Below are 22,153 nucleotides of genomic sequence, written 5' to 3' on the forward strand. Positions count from 1 at the left end.
ACGGATTCACCATGCAGCCCCTGACTGTTCCCCTTGCGCTCCCCGGTGACGACCCCAGCCGCCACCTTGCGTAATCTATACTCTGCGACCACGAAATTCGCAATCGGAATCTGAACCCGATGACTCGACTCCGCCGCTGGCTGCGCTGGATCTTCCTGATTGTCCTGGTCCTGGCGCTGATCGGCGCGGCCGCCGTAGGCGGTCTGTACTACGCCGTGTCCTCCAAGCTTCCCGACGTGCAGACCCTGCGCGACGTGGAAATGCAGGAGCCGATGTACGTCTACGCTGCCGACGGCAAGCTGATGGCGGTGTTCGGCGAGACCCGGCGTACCCCGATCACCATGAAGGACGTGCCCGAGCGCCTGAAGCAGGCCTTCCTGGCCACCGAGGACGCCCGCTTCTACGAGCACGGCGGCGTGGACTACATGGGCATCGGCCGTGCGGTGTGGCTGCTGGCCACCACCAACGACAAGCGCGTGCCCGGTGGCTCCACCATCACCCAGCAGGTGGCCCGCCAGTTCTTCCTCAGCTCCGAGTACAGCTACACCCGCAAGCTGGCCGAGATCCTGCTGGCGCGGAAGATCGAGTCCGAGCTGAGCAAGGACGAGATCTTCGAGCTGTACCTGAACAAGAGTTTCTTCGGCAACCGCGCCTACGGCGTGGCCGCTGCCGCCGAGTTCTATTACGGCAAGAAACTGAACGAGCTGGACCTGGACGAGATGGCCTCGCTGGCCGGCATCCCCAAGTTCCCGTCCTCGGGCAACCCGATCTCCAACCCGGAGCGCGCCCGCCAGCGTCGTGACAACTATGTGCTGCAGCGCATGGCCGACCTGAAGTTCGTCAGCCAGGCCGAGGCCGACGCGGCCAAGGCCGTGCCGATGCACGCCACCGCGCATGAGCCGCCGGTGCAGGTCGATGCCCCGTACGTGGCCGAACTGGTGCGCCAGGAAATGATCGCCCGCTTCGGCGGTGACGTGGTCAACAAGGGCTACCACGTCACCACCACGATCGATTCGACCCTGCAGACCGCCGCCAACCAGTCGGTGCGCGACGGCCTGCTGCTGTACGACCACCGCCACGGCTGGCACGGCGTGGAGAAGCAGGTGCAGGTGGGTGCCGGCGAAGACGCCGCCGCCCTGGCCGAGCACCTGCGTGGCCTGTACGGCCAGGCCGGCCTGCTGCCGGCCATCGTTGCCAGCACCGGTGCCGATGGCAGCGCCACCGTGGTGCTGGCCAACCGCAGCGAGATCGTGCTGCCGGCCGGTGCCGCCAAGTGGACCAACAAGACCCCGGGCAAGCTGGTGCAGCGCGGTGACATCGTGCGCGTGCGTGCCGGTGCCAAGGAAGGTGAGTGGCTGCTGGATCAGCTCCCGCGCGGCCAGTCCGCGCTGGTCTCGCTGGATGCCCACAGCGGCGCGCTGAAGGCGCTGGTTGGCGGTTTCAGCTTCTCCGGCAACAAGTTCAACCGTGCCACCCAGGCCCGCCGCCAGCCGGGTTCGAGCTTCAAGCCCTTCATCTACGCCGCGGCCTTCGACAAGGGCTACAACCCGGCCTCGATCGTGCTCGACGCACCGGTCGTGTTCCGCGACCGCCGCGGCAAGACCTGGGCGCCGCAGAACGACGGCGGCGGCTTCCGCGGCCCGATGCGCCTGCGTGAAGCACTGGTGCAGTCGCGCAACCTGGTCTCGGTGCGCCTGCTTGATGGCATGGGCGTGGACTACGCGCGCAAGTACATCAGCGAATTTGGTTTCGCCGAATCGGAACTGCCGCCGAACCTGTCGATGTCGCTGGGTACGGCGTCGCTCACCCCGCTGTCGGTGGCCCGTGGCTACGCTGTGTTCGCCAACGGCGGCTCGCGCGTGGACACCTGGCTGATCGACCAGGTGAACGACCGCGACGGCAACCTGGTGTTCAAGGAAAACCCGGCGATGGCCTGCCGCGACTGCGCCGGCAGCAGCGACCAGCCGGTCAACCAGGTGGTGGACGGCTTCAACTTCGGCGCCCCGGCCCCGAAGGTGGACCCGGCTGCTGCGGCCAAGGCCGAAGCCAAGGCCGAGACCCCGGCCGCGCCGGTCAACCCCGATGCCCGCACCGCCCCGCGCGCGATCGACGCCCGCACTGCCTACCAGCTGGTGTCGATGATGCGCGACGTGGTCCAGCGCGGTACCGGTGCCCAGGCCAAGGTGCTCGGCCGCGAGGACGTGGGCGGCAAGACCGGCTCCACCAACGACCACCGCGATGCCTGGTTCTCGGGCTTCGGCGGCCCGTACGTGACCACCGTGTGGGTGGGCCGCGACGACTTCCGCTCGCTGGGTTACCGCGAATACGGTGGCAAGGCCGCCCTGCCGATCTGGATCGACTACATGCGCACCGCGCTGAAGGACACCCCGATCGCGCAGAACGAGCCGCCCAGCGGCATGGTCCAGGCCACCCTCAACGGCGCGACCGAGTGGGTGAAGGTGGAAGACATGGACCGCCTGACCGACTACGACCTGAACCTCAATACGCCGCAGGCCGACGCCGCCGCGTTCGATATCTTCTAAGAGGCAGGTATGGGTGGGTGCCAACCTTGGTTGGCACTGCCCTTTGTAGAGCCGAGCCCATGCTCGGCTTCGGGGGCCCGCGGTAGAGCAGCCGAGCATGGGCTCGGCTCTACAGGATCAACGGCACCCGTTTGCCGTGGTAGCTGCCAACCGTTGGTTGGCATCTCTGCGCCATACCCACGCAGATGTCACATCCCTGCGCTACTCTGTACCCAGGTCGCAACAGGGAGTCATCGCATGCACCGCGCCCGTCAGCATGCTGCCAGCCAGACCCGCGAGCGGCGCCACCGCCTCGCCCACGAAGCCGCCCGCCTGATGGCCGAAGGCGGCATCCGCGACTACCACCAGGCCAAGTTGAAGGCCGCCAGCCGGCTCGGCATCCACGACGATGCCTCCCTGCCCCGCAACACCGAGATCGAAGACGCCCTGCGCGAGTACCAGCGGCTGTTCTCCGGGCCCCAGCACGGCAACGAACTGCAACGCCGCCGCGAGGCCGCGATGCGTGCACTGGAATTCCTGCACGGCTTCTCCCCACGTCTGGCTGGCCCAGTGCTGGACGGCACCGCCGACGCCAACAGCCCCGTGCAGCTGCACCTGCACAGCGACGACCCGGAGGCCGTGCATCGCTTCCTGGACGAGCACGGCATCCCCGCCGAATCACGGACGCGCCGCCTGCGCATGGACCGCGAACGCTGCCTGGATGTACCGGTGTGGGTGTTCAGTGCGGAGGAACTGACCTTCGACCTGGCCGTACTGCCGTATGACGCCCTGCGCCAAGCACCGCTGTCGCCGGTGGATGAGAAGCCGATGCGGCGCGCGTCTGTCGCGCAGTTGCGGCAGGTGCTGGCCGAGGCGGAGATCACCGCGTACATCGGCGGATGACGGTGGCGCCGGCCCATGGCCGGCGAGCGTAGCGGTACCTGTCTTTGGTGGGTGCGGACCGTTGGTCCGCACCGTGCTTCAGGCAATCGATTGCTGGCCGAAGAGCAGTCGAGCGCGGCTCGACTCTACAAAAGCTGCGCTACCTGCTCTGGCAGATGGCGCCCATCATGCTCCCGCTACCAGACGAAACGGGTATCGCGCAGCGGGTCGCTGAGCAACCGCGGCAACCAGGGCGCGGGGGCTCGCTGCGGATACTCCCGCATCATCTGCGCATGCATGGCCTGCAGGTCCCTCAGCAAGCCGGCCTGAAAGTAGACGTCGTTGAACGTATCCGACCACCCACTCTTCACCCGCTCACGCTCGCCGCCCTTCAAGAGCGGCATCTGGTCCAGCGGCACGTCCAGGATCGTCGCCAGTGAGGCGTTGATCTGCGCATTCTCCACAGCGGCCTTGCGCACGGGATCCAACCGATCCCGAATCTGCCGGCAGTCGTAGGGGAAGCACCCGCCTGTGACGTTGATGTAGTCAGCGATGTCCGCCAGCATGTCGGCCTTCAGCCGCCACACCACTTCGCTGTCCATCACCTGCCGTACCCGCATCGTGCGCAGCGTACTCGCCCGCACGTCCTCCGGCGTGGTGAACTCGGCCCCCCGCGTGCTGCCAGCGTGGCGCACCAGCACGATGCGATGGATCGCCTCGTGGGTGACGCCCTCGATGCGCAGCGCCGCTGTATCCGGATGTATGCGCGGCGGCGGCACGCCCAGCATCTGCCACATGTACCACAGGACCAGCAGTAGACCGACGATGCACAGACCGCTCATCAGCGTCCACAGATCCAGGTTCCGTGTGTAGTAGCGATAGCGCGCCCGCCAGATATAGAACGTGCGATAGCTGATGAAGCCGCTTACCCATCTGTACATTGCCATCTCCTTGGCCAGGACCCCGGCGCGACGGGGTGGATTACGCGCGTCACGCCGGGGCTCCATCGCTTACCAGCCGATGCCCACACCCACGCCCATGCTGCGTTCACCGCTATTGGTGAACGCACCATTGAGGCTGAAGGTGGCCGAGCCCTTTTCGTTGAGCACGCGCTGGTAGCCCACCGCCATGGCGGACTCACCCTCGGCATAGCCCACGCCCGCGCCGAGACGGTTGTAGGTGGCCAGGCCGGCGGTGTTCATGGCCATGGCCGTCTGCGCACTGCTCATCGCGGCCATGCGGTTGAAGCGCTTGTCCATCTTGTCCAGGCGACGCTCGAAGTTGCTGATGGCGCCATCGGTGTACTCGTTGGCGCGGGCCAGCATCTTCTCCAGTTCGGCGGTATCGACCTGCGGCGTGGGCGACGGCGTGTCGTCCTTCTTCGACTTCGGCTGCGGCGTGGGCGACGTGCCCTCGCCTGCCGAGGCCACCTGCGGCGAATCGCTGGCTTCCGGCGTTGGCGTGACCTGCTCGGTGGGCGCGGCCGAAGCCGTAGACAACGCACGCGAATGCGGCTGGCCATCCACGCGCTGCTCCAGACCGTCCATGCGGCCGTTGAGCTGCTGCTGCACGGCGTGCAGCTGGCCACCATTGACGGCCTCGCGGCTGCCGGCGGCGATCAGGCCGTTGGCCACGTTGGAAATGACCATGCCGTTGGTGCCCGCCAAGGTGAGCTGAGCGGTGCCGTCGCTACGGGTGGAGGGCGTTTCCTGGAAGACCGAGCGGAGCTGGGTTTCGACGCGGTCCATGCGGGAGCCGGTTGTGACTACGGCGGAGTCCAGCGTGGTGAGAGCGTCGTTGACGGTGTTCTGGTGCTGGCCCTGGACGGTGAAGCCGGGGGTGGTGACGTTGCCGTTGGCGTCGATGTTGCCGCCGAGGGTGGAAAGCGCGCCGCGCAGCTGGCCGATGGTGGCTGCGTCGTTGGTGTTGCGGCCGTTGGCTACGTTCACGAGGCGCCGCTGGTATGTGTAGCTCCCGAAGGACACTGTGTCAGCTTCCGTCGCAACGGAACCCCCGCCAATTGCCACCGACTTCACTGCATTCCGTTCAACCGTACTGAAGTTGCCGATCGCAATTCCACCACTTGCATATACGTTCGCGCCCGTACTGATGGCAATACCACCGTCAGCATCATTGTGTACGAAAGAGCCTCGCCCCAAAGCAACCGAGCCTCTGCCACGAGCCCTAGCATAGCTACCAAGTGCGGTACCCCCATCCGAATCCAATGACGCCTCGGCCCCATCACCGATAGCGACACCCATTAGTCCGGCCTTTGCTTCAATGCTCTCCTGATCCTTGGACACAGCGATCAACTGACCATTCTGCTCCAAGTTGGATATCCTTGAATTTGACTCAAACAACTGTGCGCCTGTGACTGCATCGTAACTGTGCGCACTGACTTCGCCCGGCAGAACTCCGGTAACGCGAGCCCCGCCAAAGTCAATCAGTCCCTGATTCTGCGCTGAGACACTTCTTTGGGATGCGCCTGTTCCAGCCTGGCTCGCCAGTTGTTCAATTTCCTCTCTGTTTCGAGCGATATCCTGCTTGGCTGCATACAGCTGGCTACCAGTCACCGCATCGCGACTACCAGCGGCAATACGACCATCGGCAAGATTCGACAGAACCATGCCTTGCGCACCGGCCAGGTTCAGTTGACCAATTCCATCTGCCCGGGTTGAGGGCGACTGCTGGAACGTCGCGCGCATCTGACTTTCGACACGTTCCGAACGACTGCTCGCCTTTACCACCGCTCCATCCAATGCAACCAGTGCCTCACCCACGGTACTCTGGGTGCTGCCCTGGACCTTGTACTCGGGCGCAATGATGCTGCCAGCGCCGTCCAGTCCGGCACCTCCACCCAAAGTGGCTAGAGCCTCATTCAGCTGCCCTGCGGTGGCGGCGTCGTTGCTCCCTCTTCCACGCGCAACATTCACCAGCCGGCGCTGAAGCGAGTCATTACCTATCGATACGGTTTCTGACTCACGCGCAATAGACTGATATCCGAGCGCAACAGATCCGATCGCGGAGGCATGGACCTCACTCTCCGCCCCGAGGGAAACTCCGTACTTTGCCGCTACCTGAGACCTTCCACCCAGCGCGAAGCCATCCTCGGCGCCACTATGAACGTTGGCAGCCCGCCCAAGAGCTACTGAGTTCTTTGCGCTCGCAGTCGAGAATGCCCCAAGCGCGGTCGCCCCCTCCTTATCAACAGATGCAATAGCGCCATCGCCCAGCGCAACGCCCAGATCCCCAGCAAGTGCGGCTGTACTAAAGCCATCCGCACCCACCGCAATGAAGCGGGTCAGATCTTCCATTTCGGCCATTCGTAGATTAGTGGCAAACAACTGCCCCCCATTCACCGCATCCGTGCTGGCCGAAGAGCTGATATCCCCCGCTGCCACCCCCGATACGCGCGCACCTTCCATATCCACCAAGCGACGATCAGCACTGAACTTCACCACGCCATCCAGATCCGGATCGAAGTTATCGAAGTCCGCACGCAGCGCATCCAGCTCGACCCGGTTGTCGGCGATACGCCCGTCCTGATCCGTCAGCTGCTGCGCATGCCCAGCCAAAGCCTGTCGCTGCGTCTCCACCGTGGCATTGGTCGCAAACAGCTGCTGCCCGGTCACCGCATCCGTGCTGCCCGCACTCAGCGTGCCGTTGGCGATGTTGTAGATGCGTCGCTTGGCTCCGGTCTTGTTCGCGACATCCACGATGGTCCCAGTGTTCTCCGCACCCAGACGCACATTGCCACTGGCAGATACCTGGCCCACCAGACCGCCCAAGGCATCAGCCTTCAGCACAGCGCTATCGGCCACACCACGGGCGGCATCGGCCGCCGTCTTCGCCGCGGTTGCGGCCGTGCGCACGCTGGCCACTTCGCTATTGGTGGCATTGAGCTGCTGCCCGGTTACTGCATCCGTGCTGGACGTACTGAGCACGCCGTTGGCCAGATTCTGCAGCTTGCGCTTGGCGCCACTCTTGTTGGCAACGTCGATGACGGTGCCGGTGTTGTCCGCACCCAGGCGCACGTTGCCGCTTGCCGACACCTGCCCCACTAGGCCATCCAGTACCGCCACGCGCGCCTGCGCTGCGTCTGCCGTGGATTTCACGGCGGCAACGTTGCTGTTGGTGGCATTCAACTGCTTGCCGGTGACGGCCTCCGTGCTTGACGTGCTCAGTGCCCCATCCTTCAGGCCGGTGATGCTGCGCACCGCATTGGACTTGTTGCGGGCATCCAGCACCGTGCCGGTGTTCTCGCCGCCCAAACGTACGTTGCCGCTGGCCGATACCTGGCTGACCAGGCCACTGACCGTATTGGCCTTGGCCAGCGCTGTATTGGCGTTGGTGTTGGCTGTAGTGGCGGTGGTCTGCGCTGCTGTGGCCGTGGTCTTCGCCGCGTCGGCCGCAGTCCGAGCAGCCGTCACGTTGCTGTTGGTTGCATTGAGCTGCCTGCCCGTCACGGCTTCAGTGCTGGAGGTAGAAAGCGCCCCATCCTTCAGGCCGGTGATGCTGCGCACCGCATTGGACTTGTTGCGCACATCCAGCACCGTACCGGTGTTCTCACCACCCAGCCTTACGTTGCCAGCGGCCGATACCTGGCTGACCAGGCCACTGACCGCATTGGCCTTCGCCAGCGCCGAGTTGGCATTGCTGTTGGCCGTGTTGGCGGTGGATTGTGCCGCCGTGGCTGTCGTTTTCGCCCCATCGGCCGCGGCCTGGGCCTTGGTCACGTTGGAGTTGGTGGCATACAGCTGCTTGCCAGTGACCGCATCACTGCTGGTCGAGTTCAGCCCCGCATCGGCCACATTGACTACCCGCCTTTTCACGCTGGCGCTACCGACCGAAACGGTGTTGGCCTCTGTGGCAAGCGATCCACGACCAAGTGCCACAGTGCCATTTGCCGATGTCTTTGCACCATAACCAACAGCCACACCGTCGTACTCTGCGAGCGATTCCCCGCCCAGTGCGATTGCACCCGTCCAGCCACTACTGCCCGCGTACGCATCACCACCGATGGCAATCTTGGAGATGCCTGCGCCGGGATTCGTCATGGAACCACTTCCCACGGCAATGGAGTTTTCGGTTTGAGCCTTGGCATTCTGCCCAAGCGCCGTTGCTCCAATCCCGTTGGCCCTACTGTAGGTGCCTACAGCAGTGCCATATCCACCGTTCTCGGTGACCGCATAGTGACCGAGCGCAATGCTGTTATCTCCCCATGCCTCCGAGAGACTCCCAAGTGTCACGCTTCTCGCACCCGCGGCACGGCTGCTGATACCTGCCGCGAGACTATGTTCACCGCTGGCACGTGCTTCCGACCCAAGTGCCATGGACTCCTTGCCGTCGATGACACTCCAGTTGGCCCGCGACGTGTTGCTGTACACATCGCCACGATTGACTGCCCGGGTCTCGAATGCGCGCCCACTGTCGCCAGCCGTTGCGACGAAGGCACTCATTGTCTGTCGTGCCCACCAGGCTGTGTCATCTTCGTCATCCTCGCGCGCGCCAGCAGTCGGCACCACCAGCAACGAAAGAAGCACAAGACCCCCTGCACGAACGGTGGAAGACGCTTTTCCGCGGGATGGCGCCAGCTCGCTGGCCACCACCCAGCACTGACGGGCGCGACTCCATAGACGGCGATAGATACGATTCATTGGATCTCCTTAACAAAGGTGTCAGAAAGAACCCCGCCAGCACCGCTGGCGGGGCTGGGAAGTCAACCGGCGCTGGGCGCCAGGGTTTGTACGTGCTCGCGATAACCATCGCGGGTCAGCCGGTAGCGCAGTTGCAGCGTGTGTCCCGGCTGCACGGGGAAAGGCAGTTCCAACGCACTGCCGGGATACAGGCTTCGCGACACGTCGTGCGCGGTGCAGCGCGCACCATCGCAGTCAGCGATGCTGGTGATGCCCACGCGCACCGTGCCGGTGTTGCGCAGGCGGTTGCCTTCCACCTGTACCGCCATGGAAGGCTGCGCGGGCAGCACATTGACCAGCGCGCCCCAGACCAGGCTGACGCCGATGTTGGCCTGCGCACGTTCACCCTCGCCTGCGTGGTCAATCCCTTCAGGGCCACGCACACCTTCGAAGTACACGCGGTAGGCGGTTTCCTTCTCGACCGGCTGCAGCGGAATCACCCGGATCAGGCGATTGCCGCCACCGGCCAGCGCGAACTTGCCGGGGGTGATGGCGATGGCCGCTTCGCCGGGCTCGACCTCAACCTCCTGCTCGTCTACACCGGCGGGATTGACGATGCGCTTGATCGAGGCCTGCACGTACTGCGGCTGGGTGGACTGCGAATAGATGCGGATCTGCGCGCCCTTCTTCACGTCCACCGACGTGCGCATGGGATGCACGGTGAGATTGGCGTGGGCGGGCATCGCCATCAGCAGCGACAGGGGAAGCAGGCAGCGAATCAGAGGCTTCATCGGGGGCTCCATGGGAATCAGGGCGTGACGGTGGGAACGCGCAGTTCCACCTTGAGATCGCCGTCGTAATAGCCGGGGCGCTTGCTGCTGACCGGCACGCGTGGGGTGTCCAGCGTCAAAGGCGTGGGCACGCAGAACACGGGTTGCGTCATCCCGGGCAGCAGCACCAGGCGCAGCTTTGCGGTATCGATGCCATGCAGCAGCTGCTCCACACCGTTGCGCAGTGGCAAGGCGCTGCCGTTGTGATCGAGGGTGACGGTGTAGTCCACGCGTTGCGTGGCGTCGCTGCCGCCGTCTGTGTGCCAGACCGAGTAGCCGGAAGGCCCAGGGGGGCGTGGCCCACTGTCGCGCACGGTGACGCCCAGGTACTGGCTCTGCGAGCCCAGCCCGTCATACAGGCACATGTCGAGTTGGGTTCGGCCGCCGACGGTCTGTGCGATCGGGTCGTACTGCAGATTAAGGCCGACGTGCGGGGTGACCTGGTCGAAGAGTGGGAAGTAGATGGAGACTGCGTTGTGGTCGGTGATGGTGAAGTCGAAGGTAAAGGCGTGGGTACCGATCACGCCTCCGTTGACGTCCACATGCAGATCGAGGATTAGCTCAGCATCCCAGTGTCCAGCCACAAGCTTCGCCAACTCCCTATTAGGAATGCGAAGATCGACGCCAGTTCCAACCGCGGGAGCATCAATACATGTCGCTCCGAAAGTTGTGTGGATAGGTCTATCAGTGTCTTCCCAATAGCCGCGATAGCAACGTTGATCGCCATATGCGCGCTGGAGAGATCCAACTACGTTGATTTCTGTCCAGAGCCCACTTCTGCGCTCAACGAACCGCAACGGGATCTCTGTCGCTCTGGATCCAGTCGTGCTATCTCCAATCGTTCTGCACTTCCCACTCTTTGCGTCCGATTCGGATCGGCATGTCAGATGGATTCGACCGTAGCCAAGATCTTGATCGAGGTTGTATCCAAGGGGAGTCCTCCGCGCATACAGGACAATCTCACCCGGCATCGAGGATCGATCGTATGAGATGACATGGCTTTGCTGGCTGGCGCCAACCGGATCCAAGTCCGGCGGCCGCTGCGCCATCGCCCTTGGCGCCAGCACCACCAGCGCACACAGCACCGCCATCACCCACCACACCCGGCGGTTCACTGCGCACCTCCCGCGGCCGCGGTCTGCGGCGTGGCGGCAATCAACGCCTGCTCCTGCAGCAATCGCGTCACCCGTGCCTGATGGCGGATGTCGGCGGGCAGCTGCGCCACGGCCAGGGGCTCGCACTGCACGGCGCCCACCAGCATCACCACGCTGCGGCGCTCGCGCACCTGCAGCGGGCAGTGCAGCAGCCGGTCGTCCTGCAGCAGGTACAGGGTCTTTTCGCGTCGTGGGAAGTCGGCCACGAAGCCTCCATTGCTGCCGGTGCCGGGCACCGGCGCGTTGAGAATGCGGGCGCCGCGCAGCGGTGCACCGGCGATGTCGTGGGCGTTGCCGATGAAGGTGTAGGTCACTTCAATCGGCACCGGCATGCGCACCAGCCGCCCGGGCGAGAGGAACAGCGGACGCGCGCCACCCACACCGCTCACGCGCACAGCGGCGATGCTGTCCGGTGCGCTGGCGTCCTGCACTTCGGCGCGGTGCGATTGGTAGGCGGACACCGGCAGCAGGCGGCGTTCGCCCAGCTTCAGCCGCTGCCGGCGCAGGCCGCCTACCTGCAGTTCGGCGGCAACGCCGGTCAAGTCCAGATCGTCAGTGCCATCCACCTGCACTGCCAGCCCGGCGTCGGCACCCACGCCTGCGCCCCAGTACAGCCCGCGCGAGCCGATGGCCAGCCCGGAACTGTGCGTAGCGCTGTACGCCACTTCATTGCCACCCTGGTGCTGGTAGCGCGATACGGTGGCGCCGGTCTGGCCGATGCGGTTCTGCAACTGCCCGCTCAGCGTGGCGCTGTAGCGTTCGTTGTTGTTGCCACGTAGTTCGCCGGACACTTCGCGGTACTGGTCTTCGTATTCCTGGCGCAGGGTCTGGCCAGCGCTGTAGTTGATATCCGGACGCGCGTGCTGCGGCTGGCGCACATCCAGGCCATAGCGCCGCTGTGAGCTGCCGTGGTCGCCGCGCTGCAGGCGGTTGAGGCTGAAGTTGAAATAGATGCCGCGGTCGCGTCCATCGCGCAGGCCACCACCACTGGTCTGCTGCCACACGCCGATGCGGCTGGAGACACTGAACTCGCCCCATCGCTGGCTGCGGCTGTAGCTGGCCTGCCAGGTGCGGCTGAGCTGCGGCACGCGCGTGGGCTGTGGCAGCCACGGCGGCAACAGCGGGTCGAGCCCGGCCAGCGGATCATCCCCCAGCCCCGGTTGCACGGTGCCTGCGCGCCAGGTCTGGCGGCGGGTATAGGCCACGTAGGCGTTGCCGCCCGCCACTGGCAGCGCCATCGAGGCGCTGAGCGAGTCGGCACAGCCGAGCCGGTCGCGCGCGTCGTCCTCGAACTGGCAGGCGCGGCCGCGCATGCGCTGGTGGTACACATTCCACGAGGCGCGGCGACGGTAGGACAGCTGGTGCTGCTGGCCGCGGCTGCCGTCGCTGCCGTGCATGCCGCTGAAGGTGCCGCGAATCTCCTGGGTGGCGAACACATGGCGCAGGTCCAGCCGCAGTTCGCCATAGCTGAAGCCGCCGAGGTCGGCGATGCCGGCGGTCACCGCCACGTTGCGCGATACCGGCACGCGCAGGCCGGCCATCGCTGCCAGCTCGTCGTTGAAACGGTCGCTGCGGCGCTCGTTACGGCGGCCACCCTGCATGAACCACTGCACGCTGCTGTCGGTCCAGTCGCCGCCCTTGTCGAACGGCGCGTCCTCGCTGCGCACCAGCACACCGTCTTCGTAGATGCGCAGGGTGACGGTGTAGTTGCCCAGCGGAAACCGGCGCGTATCGAGCTGGTTGATACCGGCCTGCAGGTAGAAGGTCTGCAGCAGGCGCTCGCCATCGAACGCATCCACCCGTGCATCGCGTGCCAGCAGCACGGTGAGCGGCGTGGCTTGTACGGCGGCCGCCGAATCCACGTAGGCCTGCGTGGTGCCCAGGCGCAGGCCCTGGAAGCGGTCCATCGGCAGCATGCTGAAGCTGAAGGTGCCGCCCTGCGGGCTGCTCAGGTTGCGGCGGTCCATGCGCCCGGCCTGCAGGTAGTGCTGCTGCCCCAGGTCATGGCGGTAATAGGCGTTGTCCAGCTGGAAGTCGCGGTTGGCGTGGCCGCCGCGATAGTGCTGCTGGCTGAAGGTCCAATCGGCAGACAGGTGCCCGCGCTGCAACACGCCCAGCGCGCCCATGCCCTGCGCGGCCAGCGACTGGTAGCCGCGGCCGCCGCTGACGTTGAGCGTGTGCTGGTGCAGGAAGGCATTTTCGGCATTGGCGCTGACCTGGTGGTAGCGCTCGGCGGCCGGTTCGCCGGGAATCCATTGGCGGGCGACGAACAGGCGCACGGCGCCCTCGCCTTCGTCATACAGCGCGCGCACGGCGGTGGGCTCCTCGGGGGGATCGATGTAACCGCAACCGGCGCTGGCGCCGCCGTAACGGCAGGCCAGATGGCTGTTGCGCGGCAGCGGCTGCGACAGCGCTGGCAACAACGCGGCCTGTGCCTCGGCGGGCAGCTGCAATGCCTGCAGCGCCTCGGCCGGGGCTTCCAGCTGCACGTGTTCCAGAGTCACGCGCACCGGCACCAGCCCGGTTGAACGGCCGAACAGGCGTACCTCGAGTTGTTCGGTCTGGCCTTCGACCAGATCCTCGAAACCGGCGGGAACGCCGCGCGCCGCGACCAGGGGCATGGCCAACGATAGGGCGAGCGCGACCGCCAGCCGGGTGACGGCGGGTGCGGGAGATTTCATGGGGGTGTTACCGGAAGCGGCCGGCCCGTTACGCGGGCCGGCGCGGGCGCCTTACGGGCTGGTGGTCTTCTGCTGCATGGCGATGGTGACGATGCCCTCGTAGGTGCCGCCCTTGGCGATCGGCGCCTGGTTGGTCTGCGCTATACGCAGCGGCATCGGGATCGATGCGCCCGGCAGCGCGCCGTCGAACAGGTCGGACGCAGCGAAGTCCTGCGCGGCCACGGTCAGCGCCTTGCCGTTGAGGCTGACAGTCAGCGGCACCGGGGCACCGCTGCCATCGGTATTGAGCAGCTGCGGAGCGCTGCCGACCCGCACTTCGATGTCCTTGTCTTCATCATTGGAGTAGATGCGCACCTGTTGGGTCCACGGCACCAGTCCGCTGACCGGGTTGTGGACCAGGTTCACGACGGAGTCCAGTGCGGTGCCATCGGCCTTCAGCAGGGCCAGGGTCGGGTCGACGTTGGCCCAGACCTTGATGTCGGCGTCGAAGGCGTTGGCGGACAGCGAAACAGTGGCCAGCGCTGCAGCGAGCGTGGCCTTCTTCAGAATGGCGTGCATGTGTGTCTCTCTCGGACAGGGGGAATATGAAAGCCCCCCTCCCCAAGGAGAAAGGGAGGGAGGCGCCGCCCGTGGAGGTGGTCACGGGCGACGAGAGAATGGTAGGTAGGCCTACCGCACGCAGGCCATGCAACAATTCCTAAATAGCTGGACGTTAAGAAGAATTCTTGAGGGCTTTCAATGTTTGAGGATTATGCAAATTTCCTCACGACTTGAATGCAAGAAACCTCATTGCGTTGCATTTGTGGCGTCGAGCGATACTCGACTGTCGCTTGAGGCGCACCGTGTGCGCATGAGTCGAGCACGGCTCGACGCTACGTGTAGAAATCGCGAACGACCTTCAATGCGCAGGCACCACGGCGACGTACTCCACATCAATGTCGGTGGGCTTGAAGCGGTGCGTATCCACCTCACCGTGCAGCTCCACCACGGTGGTCGCGCTGACGGCCTGGTGGCTGGGCAGATCCTTGTCGTCGATTTCCACATCGATCTCGCCGGTGGCGTCCTTGAAGCGGTAGCGCTCGTGGCCGATCCTGGCCACCAGCGTGCCCCGCAGCACCACCGGCTGGTCGTCACGCTGGGCGCGCGCCTCGGCAACCGTGGTGACGGCATGGGTGGCGCCCGGGCCGGTGTACTGGGCAAAGGCCCCAGCGCTGAGCAGGCTCAACGTGGTGGCGATGAGCGCAAGGGTGAGTCGTCGGTTCATGGTGTTCTCCATGCAGGGATAAGTGCCCTCAGCTTCCTTCGCCTCGACTGTGACGCCCATGCAATAACTCCGAAAAGATGTGAAAACGACATCCCATGTCAGAAACCATTCATCGCGGACCCGACGCGTCTTTCAGGATCAATTCCGAGCGCATTTTCTGCGGCGTTCCGGCGTGCGCTGGGGTGTTCGCCGAGCCGGTGCGCGGAGTCGTAGTTCAGCTACCGAGGCTTGCTTTTGTAGAGTCGAGCAGGGCTCGACGCTGCACACATGCTCACGCACGACGGGATGGCATCAGGCCGCCTTACGGCGGCCTGACGGGTCCCACTCAACGATGCAATCTCAGAAGAAGATTGCGTACAGGATCAGCAGCGGAATCGGCACGCCCAACAGCCAGAGCAGAATCATTTTCATGGCAGGTTTCCTTGCATGGAATGCGGGTTACAGGTCGCGGCGGCGGCCGCCCCAGGTGGCGCTGAGGCTGGCGAAGAACGCGCCGATCAGCAGGGTGATGAACAGCCACAGCGCGGCATACGCTGCGGCCTTGCGGGCATCGTCGGCCGCCTGCTTGGCAGTGGTCTTTGCCTTCTCCAGCGCGGCACGCATGCGCGTCTGCACTTCGGTCACACGGGCCTGCGCTTCGGCCGGGCTCATGCCGGTCTCGCGCGCGATCAGCTGCGAGAGGTACTGGCTGTCGGCCGGGTCCAAGCCCTCGCCCTGCAGGCTGTTGACGATGATGTGGTTCACTTCAGCGCGGACTTCGCGGCGGTCGCCCACCGGGCCGTTGCCCGGCATCGGGCGTGGCGGCGGACCCATGCGCGCGTCGCGCGGGCCGACACTAGCGGCCGGCGGCGGCGGCGAGGGAGCATTCGGATCCATCGGCGCACCCGGCGGCGGCGCTGTCGGATCAGACGGCCCTGCGCTGGTCGCGCTGCGGAACAGCGAATCGACCCAGTAGTTGAGGTCGCCTTCCGGAGCCGCGCCGGCAGCGCTACCGGCACCTGCGGCGGCAACGCCGGCCGTGGATGCAGCGGCGCCCGCAGTGGCGCCGGCCACCTTCGCGCCCGTGCCGAGCACGCCGCCGATGGCCGAGGTCAGCAGGCCCGCAGTCAGCAGCGTGGCCACGGCCCACGACACGAAGCCGTGCGCGGTATCGCGGAAATAGGTTTCATCGCCATGGATCTGCGTCCATTTGGTGCGCAGGCGGCCAGCCAGGTAGCCGCCCAGGCCGGAGGCGGCCAGTGCGGTGAAGGTGAGCCAGGCGATGCTGGACCAGCCGAAGGTTTCCTTGCTGACGCCTTCGAACGACCACGGCGACACCGAGGAGAGGCCAAGGCCGACACCGAGGATGAGCAGGATGAGGGAGAGTGCGGCGGCAGCGGCGGCACCTGCGAAGATCGCGCCCCAGGAAACGGCGCTTTCGCTGGGAGGGGCGACGATGGGGGCGGTGACGACAGTGGCGACGTCGGGACCAAGCGGGCCGCGCTCGGGTGGGTCGAATCGGGTACTCATCGGGATGGACGCTCCATTTCAAGTGCTGCGGATGCAGCTGGCGTCCTGAGGCTGCGCGAGCGGTCGTGAAGCTGGCGAGACCCTTGAATCACGCGGTCTTTGCGCGATGAAGCGCGTGCCAACCAAGGTTGGCACCTACCGGAGGCGGATGCGGTGGTAGATCCACGCCATGCGTGGATGGTTTTTCGCGGGTGCCGATATCGTGCGGACCAACGGTCCGCACCTACCAGGTCCGCGCAAAAAAAACGCCCCGCGGATGCGGGGCGTTTCATCACGAACTACGGCAGGCGATCAGCCCTGGTAGTCGCGCACGTCGCTGCCGGTGTAGACCTGGCGCGGACGGCCGATCTTCATCTCCGGATCAACCTGCTGTTCCAGCCAATGCGACACCCAGCCGGAGGTACGGCCCAGGGCGAACATGACGGTGAACATCTCGGTCGGGATCTGCAGCGCCTTGTAGATGATGCCGCTGTAGAAATCGACGTTCGGGTACAGCTTGCGGGCGACGAAGTACTCGTCCTGCAGCGCGGCCTGTTCCAGCTTCACGGCCACGTCCAGCAGCGGATCCTGCACGCCCAGCTGCTTGAGCACCTTGCTGGTCATCTCGCCGATGACCTTGGCGCGCGGGTCGAAGTTCTTGTAGACGCGGTGGCCGAAGCCCATCAGGCGGAAGCCGGAGGTCTTGTCCTTGGCCTTGACCACGGCGGACTCGACGTTGTCGGCAGTGCCGATCTCTTCCAGCATCTTCAGCACGGCTTCGTTGGCACCGCCGTGGGCCGGACCCCACAGCGCGGTGACGCCAGCGGCGACCGACGCGTACGGGTTGGCACCGGTCGAACCGACCAGGCGCACGGTCGAGGTCGAGGCGTTCTGCTCGTGGTCGGCGTGCAGGATGAACAGCAGGTCCAGCGCCTTGACCACGTCCGGGTTCAGGTCGTACTGGCCGTCAGCCGACTCGAAGGTCTGCTTCAGGAAGCGGCTGACATAGTCCAGCGAGGTGTCCGGCTTGTTGGCCGGCAGGCCCTTGCCGTGGCGGTAGATCAGCGCCGACAGGGTCGGCACCTTGGCGATCAGGCGCACGGCGGCCTGGCGGCGCTGTTCGGCGTCGGACAGGTCCAGCGAGGCGTGATAGATGCCCGACAGCTGCGCGATGGCGGCGGTCAGGATGGCCATCGGATGAGCATCCTTGGCGAAGCTGCCGATCAGGGTGTTGATCGAATCGTCGACGTTGGCTTCGGCAGCCAGCTCATCGGTGAAGGCCTTCAGCTGCTCGGCGCTCGGGCGCTCGCCGTTGATCAGCAGGTAGGCCACTTCGACGTAGCTCGACTTTTCCGACAGCTGTTCGATCGGGTAGCCGCGGTACAGCAGCACGCCCTTGTCGCCGTCGATGTAGGTGATGGCGGACTTGCAGCTGGCCGTCGCGGTGAAGCCGGAATCGTAGGTGAAATACCCCGTTTCCTTGGTCAGCTTCGCGATGTCGACGCAGTCGTTGCCAAGGGTGGGTTTGATGACGGGCAGAACGACCGACTTATCGCCGGCGTTGAGCGTGACCTGATCAAGATCGGACACTGTGTGCGCTCCTTCATGGGAAGGCGCCTGCCCAAGCGCATTGGTCAGGCACGTGAATGACGTCCTCGGCCTGTGCCGGGGATCAGGTCATTATCGCACAGCAGCATTTGCCCGGCGCTAGACAGAAGTCGTATACGACAGGCGACCAGACGCCGGCCGTTGAGCGGCCCGGATCGGCAAAAGTGTTGTCACACGAACGCAGTGTTCCGTCCATCCAAACGCCCGTTGGGTTGGCGTTGGGGAAAAACAAACGGCCGCGCAGAGCGCGGCCGTCGGTTCGAAGCTGGATCGACAGATCAGCGCGCGTAGCGCTTCTGGAACTTGTCGATACGGCCCGAGGTGTCGATGACCTTGTGCTTGCCCGTGTAGAACGGGTGCGAAGCCGAGGAAATTTCAACCTTCACCAGCGGGTAGTCGTTGCCGTCTTCCCACTTGATGGTTTCCTTCGTCGCCATGGTCGAGCGGGTCAGGATCTTGAAATCGGAGGTGACGTCATGGAAGACGACGTCGCGGTAGTTCGGATGGATATCGGCCTTCATGGGCTCACACCGTAAATGGGCTGGTGGTCAAGAGCGGCATTATAAGCACCGGTTGCCGCTCGGGGCAACCGGTGCGGGTCAATCGGCTTCAGTCCGCGCCAAGGGCCTGGCGCACCAGGGCCTCGAAACGCTGCTGGTCGTAGGCCATCAGCAGATCGCAGTTGTCCGGCTGGCCGGTCTGGCGGTTCCAGTCGACGATGGTGGCACCGCGGCTGAACGTACCGTTCAGTTCCACGTTCAGCGGACGCGATTCCACCTGCAGCTGCCCTTCCGGGTTCAGCGCCCAGGCCATGGCCACCGCATCGGCGGTGTACCAGCGGCCGCCCTTGCTGTCTTCGGACAGGCCACGGGTCTTGCGCGAGATCAGCTCGTAGAAGCGGGCACGATCGGAATCGGCCTGCAGCCACTTCTCGGCATCCTGCAGCGGCAGGCCATGGGCGACGGTAGCCTCCCAGTCCGACACCAGCAGGTGCTTGAACGAGGTGAACACCACGTGCGCCGCTTCCGGGTCGAAGGCGATGTTGAATTCGGCCGCCGGAGTGATGTTGCCGTGGCACGTGACCGCGCCGCCCATCACCACGATGCGCTTGATGCGCTGTGGCAGGGTCGGGTCCAGCTTCAGTGCCAGGGCCAGGTTGGTCAGCGGGCCGAGCATCACCAGCATCAGTTCGCCGGCGTGCTCGTGCGACAGGCGCAGGATGGCCAGCGCGGCGTGCTCGGCTTCGGCCTGGCGGCTCGGCGGCGGCAGGTCCACGTCGCCGTAGCCGTCACGGCCATGCACGTGGGCAGCGTCGACGGAGGGATGCAGCAGCGGATCCGGGCTGCCGGCAAACACCGGCACGTCGGCGCGGCCGACGATGTCGCAGAGCTTGAGGGCGTTGCGGACGGTGTATTCGAGGCCGACATTGCCGGCGGCGATGGTCAGGGCGACCACGTCGTGCCGTTCATCGGCGAAGGCCATCAGCAGGGCCAGGGCGTCGTCCACACCGGGGTCGGTGTCGATCAACAGCGGGATCTTGTGGGTCATCGTTGCCGTCTTCAGATCGGCAACGAAGTGTGGACCGGGTTGATGACCGTTGCAAGTACGGGGTGTTGGGGTTCTGGCAGGGCTGCGCCCTGCACCCGCAGAGGCAGGAGCAACGGCAACGGCAACAGCAACGTCGAAAGCTGGTTTCCTGGGGTATGGCGGGGTGGGTCCGGTGGCGGGGGACGCCGTGAACCCGTCCATGGGGGCTTGGCCGCGGCATCCATGCCGCGGACACCCCCGCAACCGGACCCACCCCGCCTTCGACAGATCGCTACCGCTGTTGGTAGGTGTCGACCTTGGTCGACACATCCACGCAATGCGTGGATGAAGATGGAAATGATCGAAAGCGATGTCTGTAGAGTCGAGCCATGCTCGATTCACGCGCGCAGCGCGAACGGCAGCCGAGCATGGGCTCGGCTCTACAGGGATCAGGCCGAGGCGTAACGCACGGCGGTGCCGATCCAGCGCTGCACCACGCGGTCGGCCAGCGTGGGTTGCTGGGCCAGCAGGCGCTCGGCCAGGTCGTGCACGCCGGGCAGCAGGCCGGCATCGCGGGCCAGGTCGGCGATGCGGAAACCGGCCAGGCCGGTCTGGCGGGTGCCGAGCAGTTCGCCGGGGCCGCGCAGTTCCAGATCCTTTTCGGCAATGACGAAACCATCGTTGGTTTCGCGCATGGTCTGCAGGCGCTCGCGTGCCATCTGCGAAAGCGGCGCCTGGTACAGCAGCACGCAGCGCGATACCGCCGAACCACGACCGACGCGGCCGCGCAGCTGGTGCAGCTGGGCCAGGCCGAGGCGCTCGGCGTTCTCGATCACCATCAGCGAGGCGTTCGGCACATCCACGCCCACTTCAATCACCGTGGTCGCCACCAGCAGATCGATGTCGCCGGCCTTGAACGCGACCATCGTCGCCAGCTTCTCGGCGGCTTTCAGGCGGCCATGCACCAGCCCCACGCGTACGCCGGGCAGCAGCGCCTGCAGCGATTCGTAGGTGGCCTGCGCGGGCGTGGCGTCCAGCTCTTCGCTTTCCTCGATGAGCGTGCACACCCAGTACACCTGCCGCCCTTCCTGGCAGGCCAGGGCGATGCGCTCGATCAGCTCCGGGCGACGATCGTTGTTCAATGCGACGGTCTGCACCGGGGTGCGGCCCGGCGGCAGTTCGTCGATGGCCGAGACATCCAGGTCTGCGTACTCGGACATCGCCAGCGTGCGCGGAATGGGCGTTGCGGTCATCACCAGCTGGTGCGGCACGCTGTTGCCGCCTGCGCCCTTGTCACGCAGCGCCAGCCGCTGGTGCACGCCGAAGCGATGCTGCTCGTCGACGATGGCCAGGGCGAGATCCTGGAACACCACCGCCTCCTGCATCAGCGCGTGGGTACCCACCACCACCTGCGCTTCGCCGCTGGCGACCTGCTCCATCACCTTGGCGCGCGCCTTGCCGGTGACCTTGCCGGCCAGCCAGGCGATGCGCACGCCGAGCGGTTCCAGCCAGCCGCGCAGATTGTTGAGATGTTGTTCGGCCAGCAGTTCGGTGGGGGCGGCCAATGCGACCTGCTTACCCTGCTCCACCGCCAGCATCGCCGCCAGCGCGGCGACCACGGTCTTGCCGGAGCCGACATCGCCCTGCACCAGCCGCAGCATCGGGCTGGGGCGCGCGAGGTCCTCGCGGATCTGCTTGAACACGCGCGCCTGTGCGCCGGTCAGGGCGAACGGCAGCTGCTTCAGCAATGCCTTGGCCAGCTTGCCGGGGCCGGCCAGCGGCGGTGCATGGTGCGCCTGCAGCGCGATGCGCTGGCGACGCAGGCTGAGGTGGTGGGCCAGCAGCTCTTCCATCGCCAGGCGACGCTGCGCTGGATGAGTGCCGGCGGCCAGTGCGGCCAGGTCGGCATCCGGCGGCGGCCGGTGCACGGTCAGCAGCGCACTGCGCAGCGACGGCAGGCCGAGGCCATCGAGCCAGCCGCTGGGCAGCAGTTCCAGCGTGCCTTCCTCGGGCAGGCGGTCCAGCGCCTGGCCGATCAGCTTGCGCATGGTCATCGGGCCGACGCCTTCGACGGTGGGATACACCGGGTCGAGGCGGTCACCGAGTTCGGGATCGTCGTTGCGGCCCAGTACCTGGTAGCTGGGGTGGACGATTTCCAGGCCGAGCTGGCCCGGTTTGGGCGTGCCGAAGCAGCGCAGCCGGTTGCCGACCGCGAACTGGCCGACCTGCTGCTGGCGGAAGTGGAAGAAGCGCAGCACCAGGGTGCCCCGCCCTTCGTCTTCCACTGCCACTTTCAGCATCGGCCGGTAGCGCATGCCGCGCTCGACCGCGACCACCCGCCCTTCCACCTGCGCCGGCACGCCGTTACGCAGGTCTTCGATGCGGGTCAGCCGGGTGCGGTCTTCATAGCGCAGCGGCAGGTGAAGCCAGAGATCCTGCAGGGTGGCCAGGCCACGCGCCTGCAGTTTGGCGGCCACGGCCGGACCGACGCCCGCGAGCATCGCCAGGGATGCTTCGCCGGACGGTGACAGGACCGGGGTGACCGCCGCCTTGCGTGCCAC

At 65.6% G+C, this 22,153-nt stretch carries 14 protein-coding genes; 2 read left to right on the plus strand and 12 right to left on the minus strand.

What is annotated here, in order from left to right; translation table 11 throughout:
• Positions 1–119 precede the first annotated feature (119 nt).
• Positions 120–2,543 (plus strand): penicillin-binding protein 1A, encoded by a 2,424-nt coding sequence (locus tag AC5QAH_RS13165; RefSeq protein ID WP_010484060.1) that lies wholly within the window; start codon positions 120–122, stop codon positions 2,541–2,543.
• A gap of 237 nt (positions 2,544–2,780) precedes the next feature.
• Positions 2,781–3,425 carry a hypothetical protein gene (locus tag AC5QAH_RS13170; protein ID WP_010484059.1) on the plus strand — a complete coding sequence of 215 codons (645 nt, stop codon included), beginning with the start codon at positions 2,781–2,783 and terminating at the stop codon, positions 3,423–3,425.
• Between the two features lie 176 nt (positions 3,426–3,601).
• Here AC5QAH_RS13170 and AC5QAH_RS13175 read toward each other — a convergent pair whose 3' ends face one another.
• From AC5QAH_RS13175 to recG, 12 genes are all read right to left on the minus strand, one after another.
• Complete coding sequence (locus tag AC5QAH_RS13175) at positions 3,602–4,345, minus strand: hypothetical protein (protein ID WP_049432669.1); 744 nt, start codon at positions 4,343–4,345, stop codon at positions 3,602–3,604.
• A 69-nt stretch (positions 4,346–4,414) separates the two neighbouring features.
• Positions 4,415–9,061, minus strand: a complete 4,647-nt coding sequence (locus tag AC5QAH_RS13180; protein WP_495232394.1) for an ESPR-type extended signal peptide-containing protein — start codon at positions 9,059–9,061, stop codon at positions 4,415–4,417.
• A 62-nt stretch (positions 9,062–9,123) separates the two neighbouring features.
• On the minus strand, positions 9,124–9,831 hold the full coding sequence (locus AC5QAH_RS13185) for a pilus assembly protein (protein WP_495232395.1): 708 nt from the start codon (positions 9,829–9,831) through the stop codon (positions 9,124–9,126).
• A 17-nt stretch (positions 9,832–9,848) separates the two neighbouring features.
• On the minus strand, positions 9,849–10,961 hold the full coding sequence (locus AC5QAH_RS13190) for a CblD like pilus biogenesis initiator family protein (protein ID WP_495232462.1): 1,113 nt from the start codon (positions 10,959–10,961) through the stop codon (positions 9,849–9,851).
• Positions 10,962–10,981: 20 nt separating this feature from the next.
• Entirely contained in the window at positions 10,982–13,705 is a 2,724-nt protein-coding gene (locus AC5QAH_RS13195; RefSeq protein ID WP_495232396.1) for a TcfC E-set like domain-containing protein, read from the minus strand.
• Positions 13,706–13,756: 51 nt separating this feature from the next.
• Positions 13,757–14,263, minus strand: coding sequence for a CS1 type fimbrial major subunit (locus AC5QAH_RS13200; protein ID WP_197654366.1), 507 nt, complete (start codon positions 14,261–14,263; stop codon positions 13,757–13,759).
• A 340-nt stretch (positions 14,264–14,603) separates the two neighbouring features.
• A complete protein-coding gene (locus AC5QAH_RS13205) occupies positions 14,604–14,969 on the minus strand; it encodes a NirD/YgiW/YdeI family stress tolerance protein (RefSeq protein ID WP_029379914.1) in 366 nt (121 codons plus the stop codon).
• 438 nt (positions 14,970–15,407) lie between these two features.
• Positions 15,408–16,478: a hypothetical protein gene (locus AC5QAH_RS13210; RefSeq protein WP_224328510.1), complete on the minus strand. Its 1,071-nt coding sequence runs from the start codon at positions 16,476–16,478 to the stop codon at positions 15,408–15,410.
• 291 nt (positions 16,479–16,769) lie between these two features.
• Positions 16,770–18,047, minus strand: coding sequence for a citrate synthase (locus AC5QAH_RS13215; protein ID WP_019338763.1), 1,278 nt, complete (start codon positions 18,045–18,047; stop codon positions 16,770–16,772).
• Between the two features lie 296 nt (positions 18,048–18,343).
• Positions 18,344–18,586 carry a type B 50S ribosomal protein L31 gene (locus tag AC5QAH_RS13220; protein ID WP_010484049.1) on the minus strand — a complete coding sequence of 81 codons (243 nt, stop codon included), beginning with the start codon at positions 18,584–18,586 and terminating at the stop codon, positions 18,344–18,346.
• 88 nt (positions 18,587–18,674) lie between these two features.
• On the minus strand, positions 18,675–19,613 hold the full coding sequence (locus AC5QAH_RS13225; protein WP_043400344.1) for a nucleoside hydrolase: 939 nt from the start codon (positions 19,611–19,613) through the stop codon (positions 18,675–18,677).
• Between the two features lie 428 nt (positions 19,614–20,041).
• A complete protein-coding gene (gene recG, locus AC5QAH_RS13230) occupies positions 20,042–22,153 on the minus strand; it encodes an ATP-dependent DNA helicase RecG (RefSeq protein ID WP_019338766.1) in 2,112 nt (703 codons plus the stop codon).

The organism is Stenotrophomonas sp. YJH_SMC_43 (assembly GCF_059372535.1).

What these genes read in the sequence shown, in the direction of transcription:
- AC5QAH_RS13165 (WP_010484060.1), top strand. Translation starts at nt 120, where the DNA reads ATGACTCGACTCCGCCGCTGGCTGCGCTGGATCTTCCTGATTGTCCTG.
- AC5QAH_RS13170 (WP_010484059.1), top strand. Translation starts at nt 2,781, where the DNA reads ATGCACCGCGCCCGTCAGCATGCTGCCAGCCAGACCCGCGAGCGGCGC.
- AC5QAH_RS13175 (WP_049432669.1), bottom strand. Translation starts at nt 4,345, where the DNA reads ATGTACAGATGGGTAAGCGGCTTCATCAGCTATCGCACGTTCTATATC.
- AC5QAH_RS13180 (WP_495232394.1), bottom strand. Translation starts at nt 9,061, where the DNA reads ATGAATCGTATCTATCGCCGTCTATGGAGTCGCGCCCGTCAGTGCTGG.
- AC5QAH_RS13185 (WP_495232395.1), bottom strand. Translation starts at nt 9,831, where the DNA reads ATGAAGCCTCTGATTCGCTGCCTGCTTCCCCTGTCGCTGCTGATGGCG.
- AC5QAH_RS13190 (WP_495232462.1), bottom strand. Translation starts at nt 10,961, where the DNA reads ATGGCGGTGCTGTGTGCGCTGGTGGTGCTGGCGCCAAGGGCGATGGCG.
- AC5QAH_RS13195 (WP_495232396.1), bottom strand. Translation starts at nt 13,705, where the DNA reads ATGAAATCTCCCGCACCCGCCGTCACCCGGCTGGCGGTCGCGCTCGCC.
- AC5QAH_RS13200 (WP_197654366.1), bottom strand. Translation starts at nt 14,263, where the DNA reads ATGCACGCCATTCTGAAGAAGGCCACGCTCGCTGCAGCGCTGGCCACT.
- AC5QAH_RS13205 (WP_029379914.1), bottom strand. Translation starts at nt 14,969, where the DNA reads ATGAACCGACGACTCACCCTTGCGCTCATCGCCACCACGTTGAGCCTG.
- AC5QAH_RS13210 (WP_224328510.1), bottom strand. Translation starts at nt 16,478, where the DNA reads ATGAGTACCCGATTCGACCCACCCGAGCGCGGCCCGCTTGGTCCCGAC.
- AC5QAH_RS13220 (WP_010484049.1), bottom strand. Translation starts at nt 18,586, where the DNA reads ATGAAGGCCGATATCCATCCGAACTACCGCGACGTCGTCTTCCATGAC.
- AC5QAH_RS13225 (WP_043400344.1), bottom strand. Translation starts at nt 19,613, where the DNA reads ATGACCCACAAGATCCCGCTGTTGATCGACACCGACCCCGGTGTGGAC.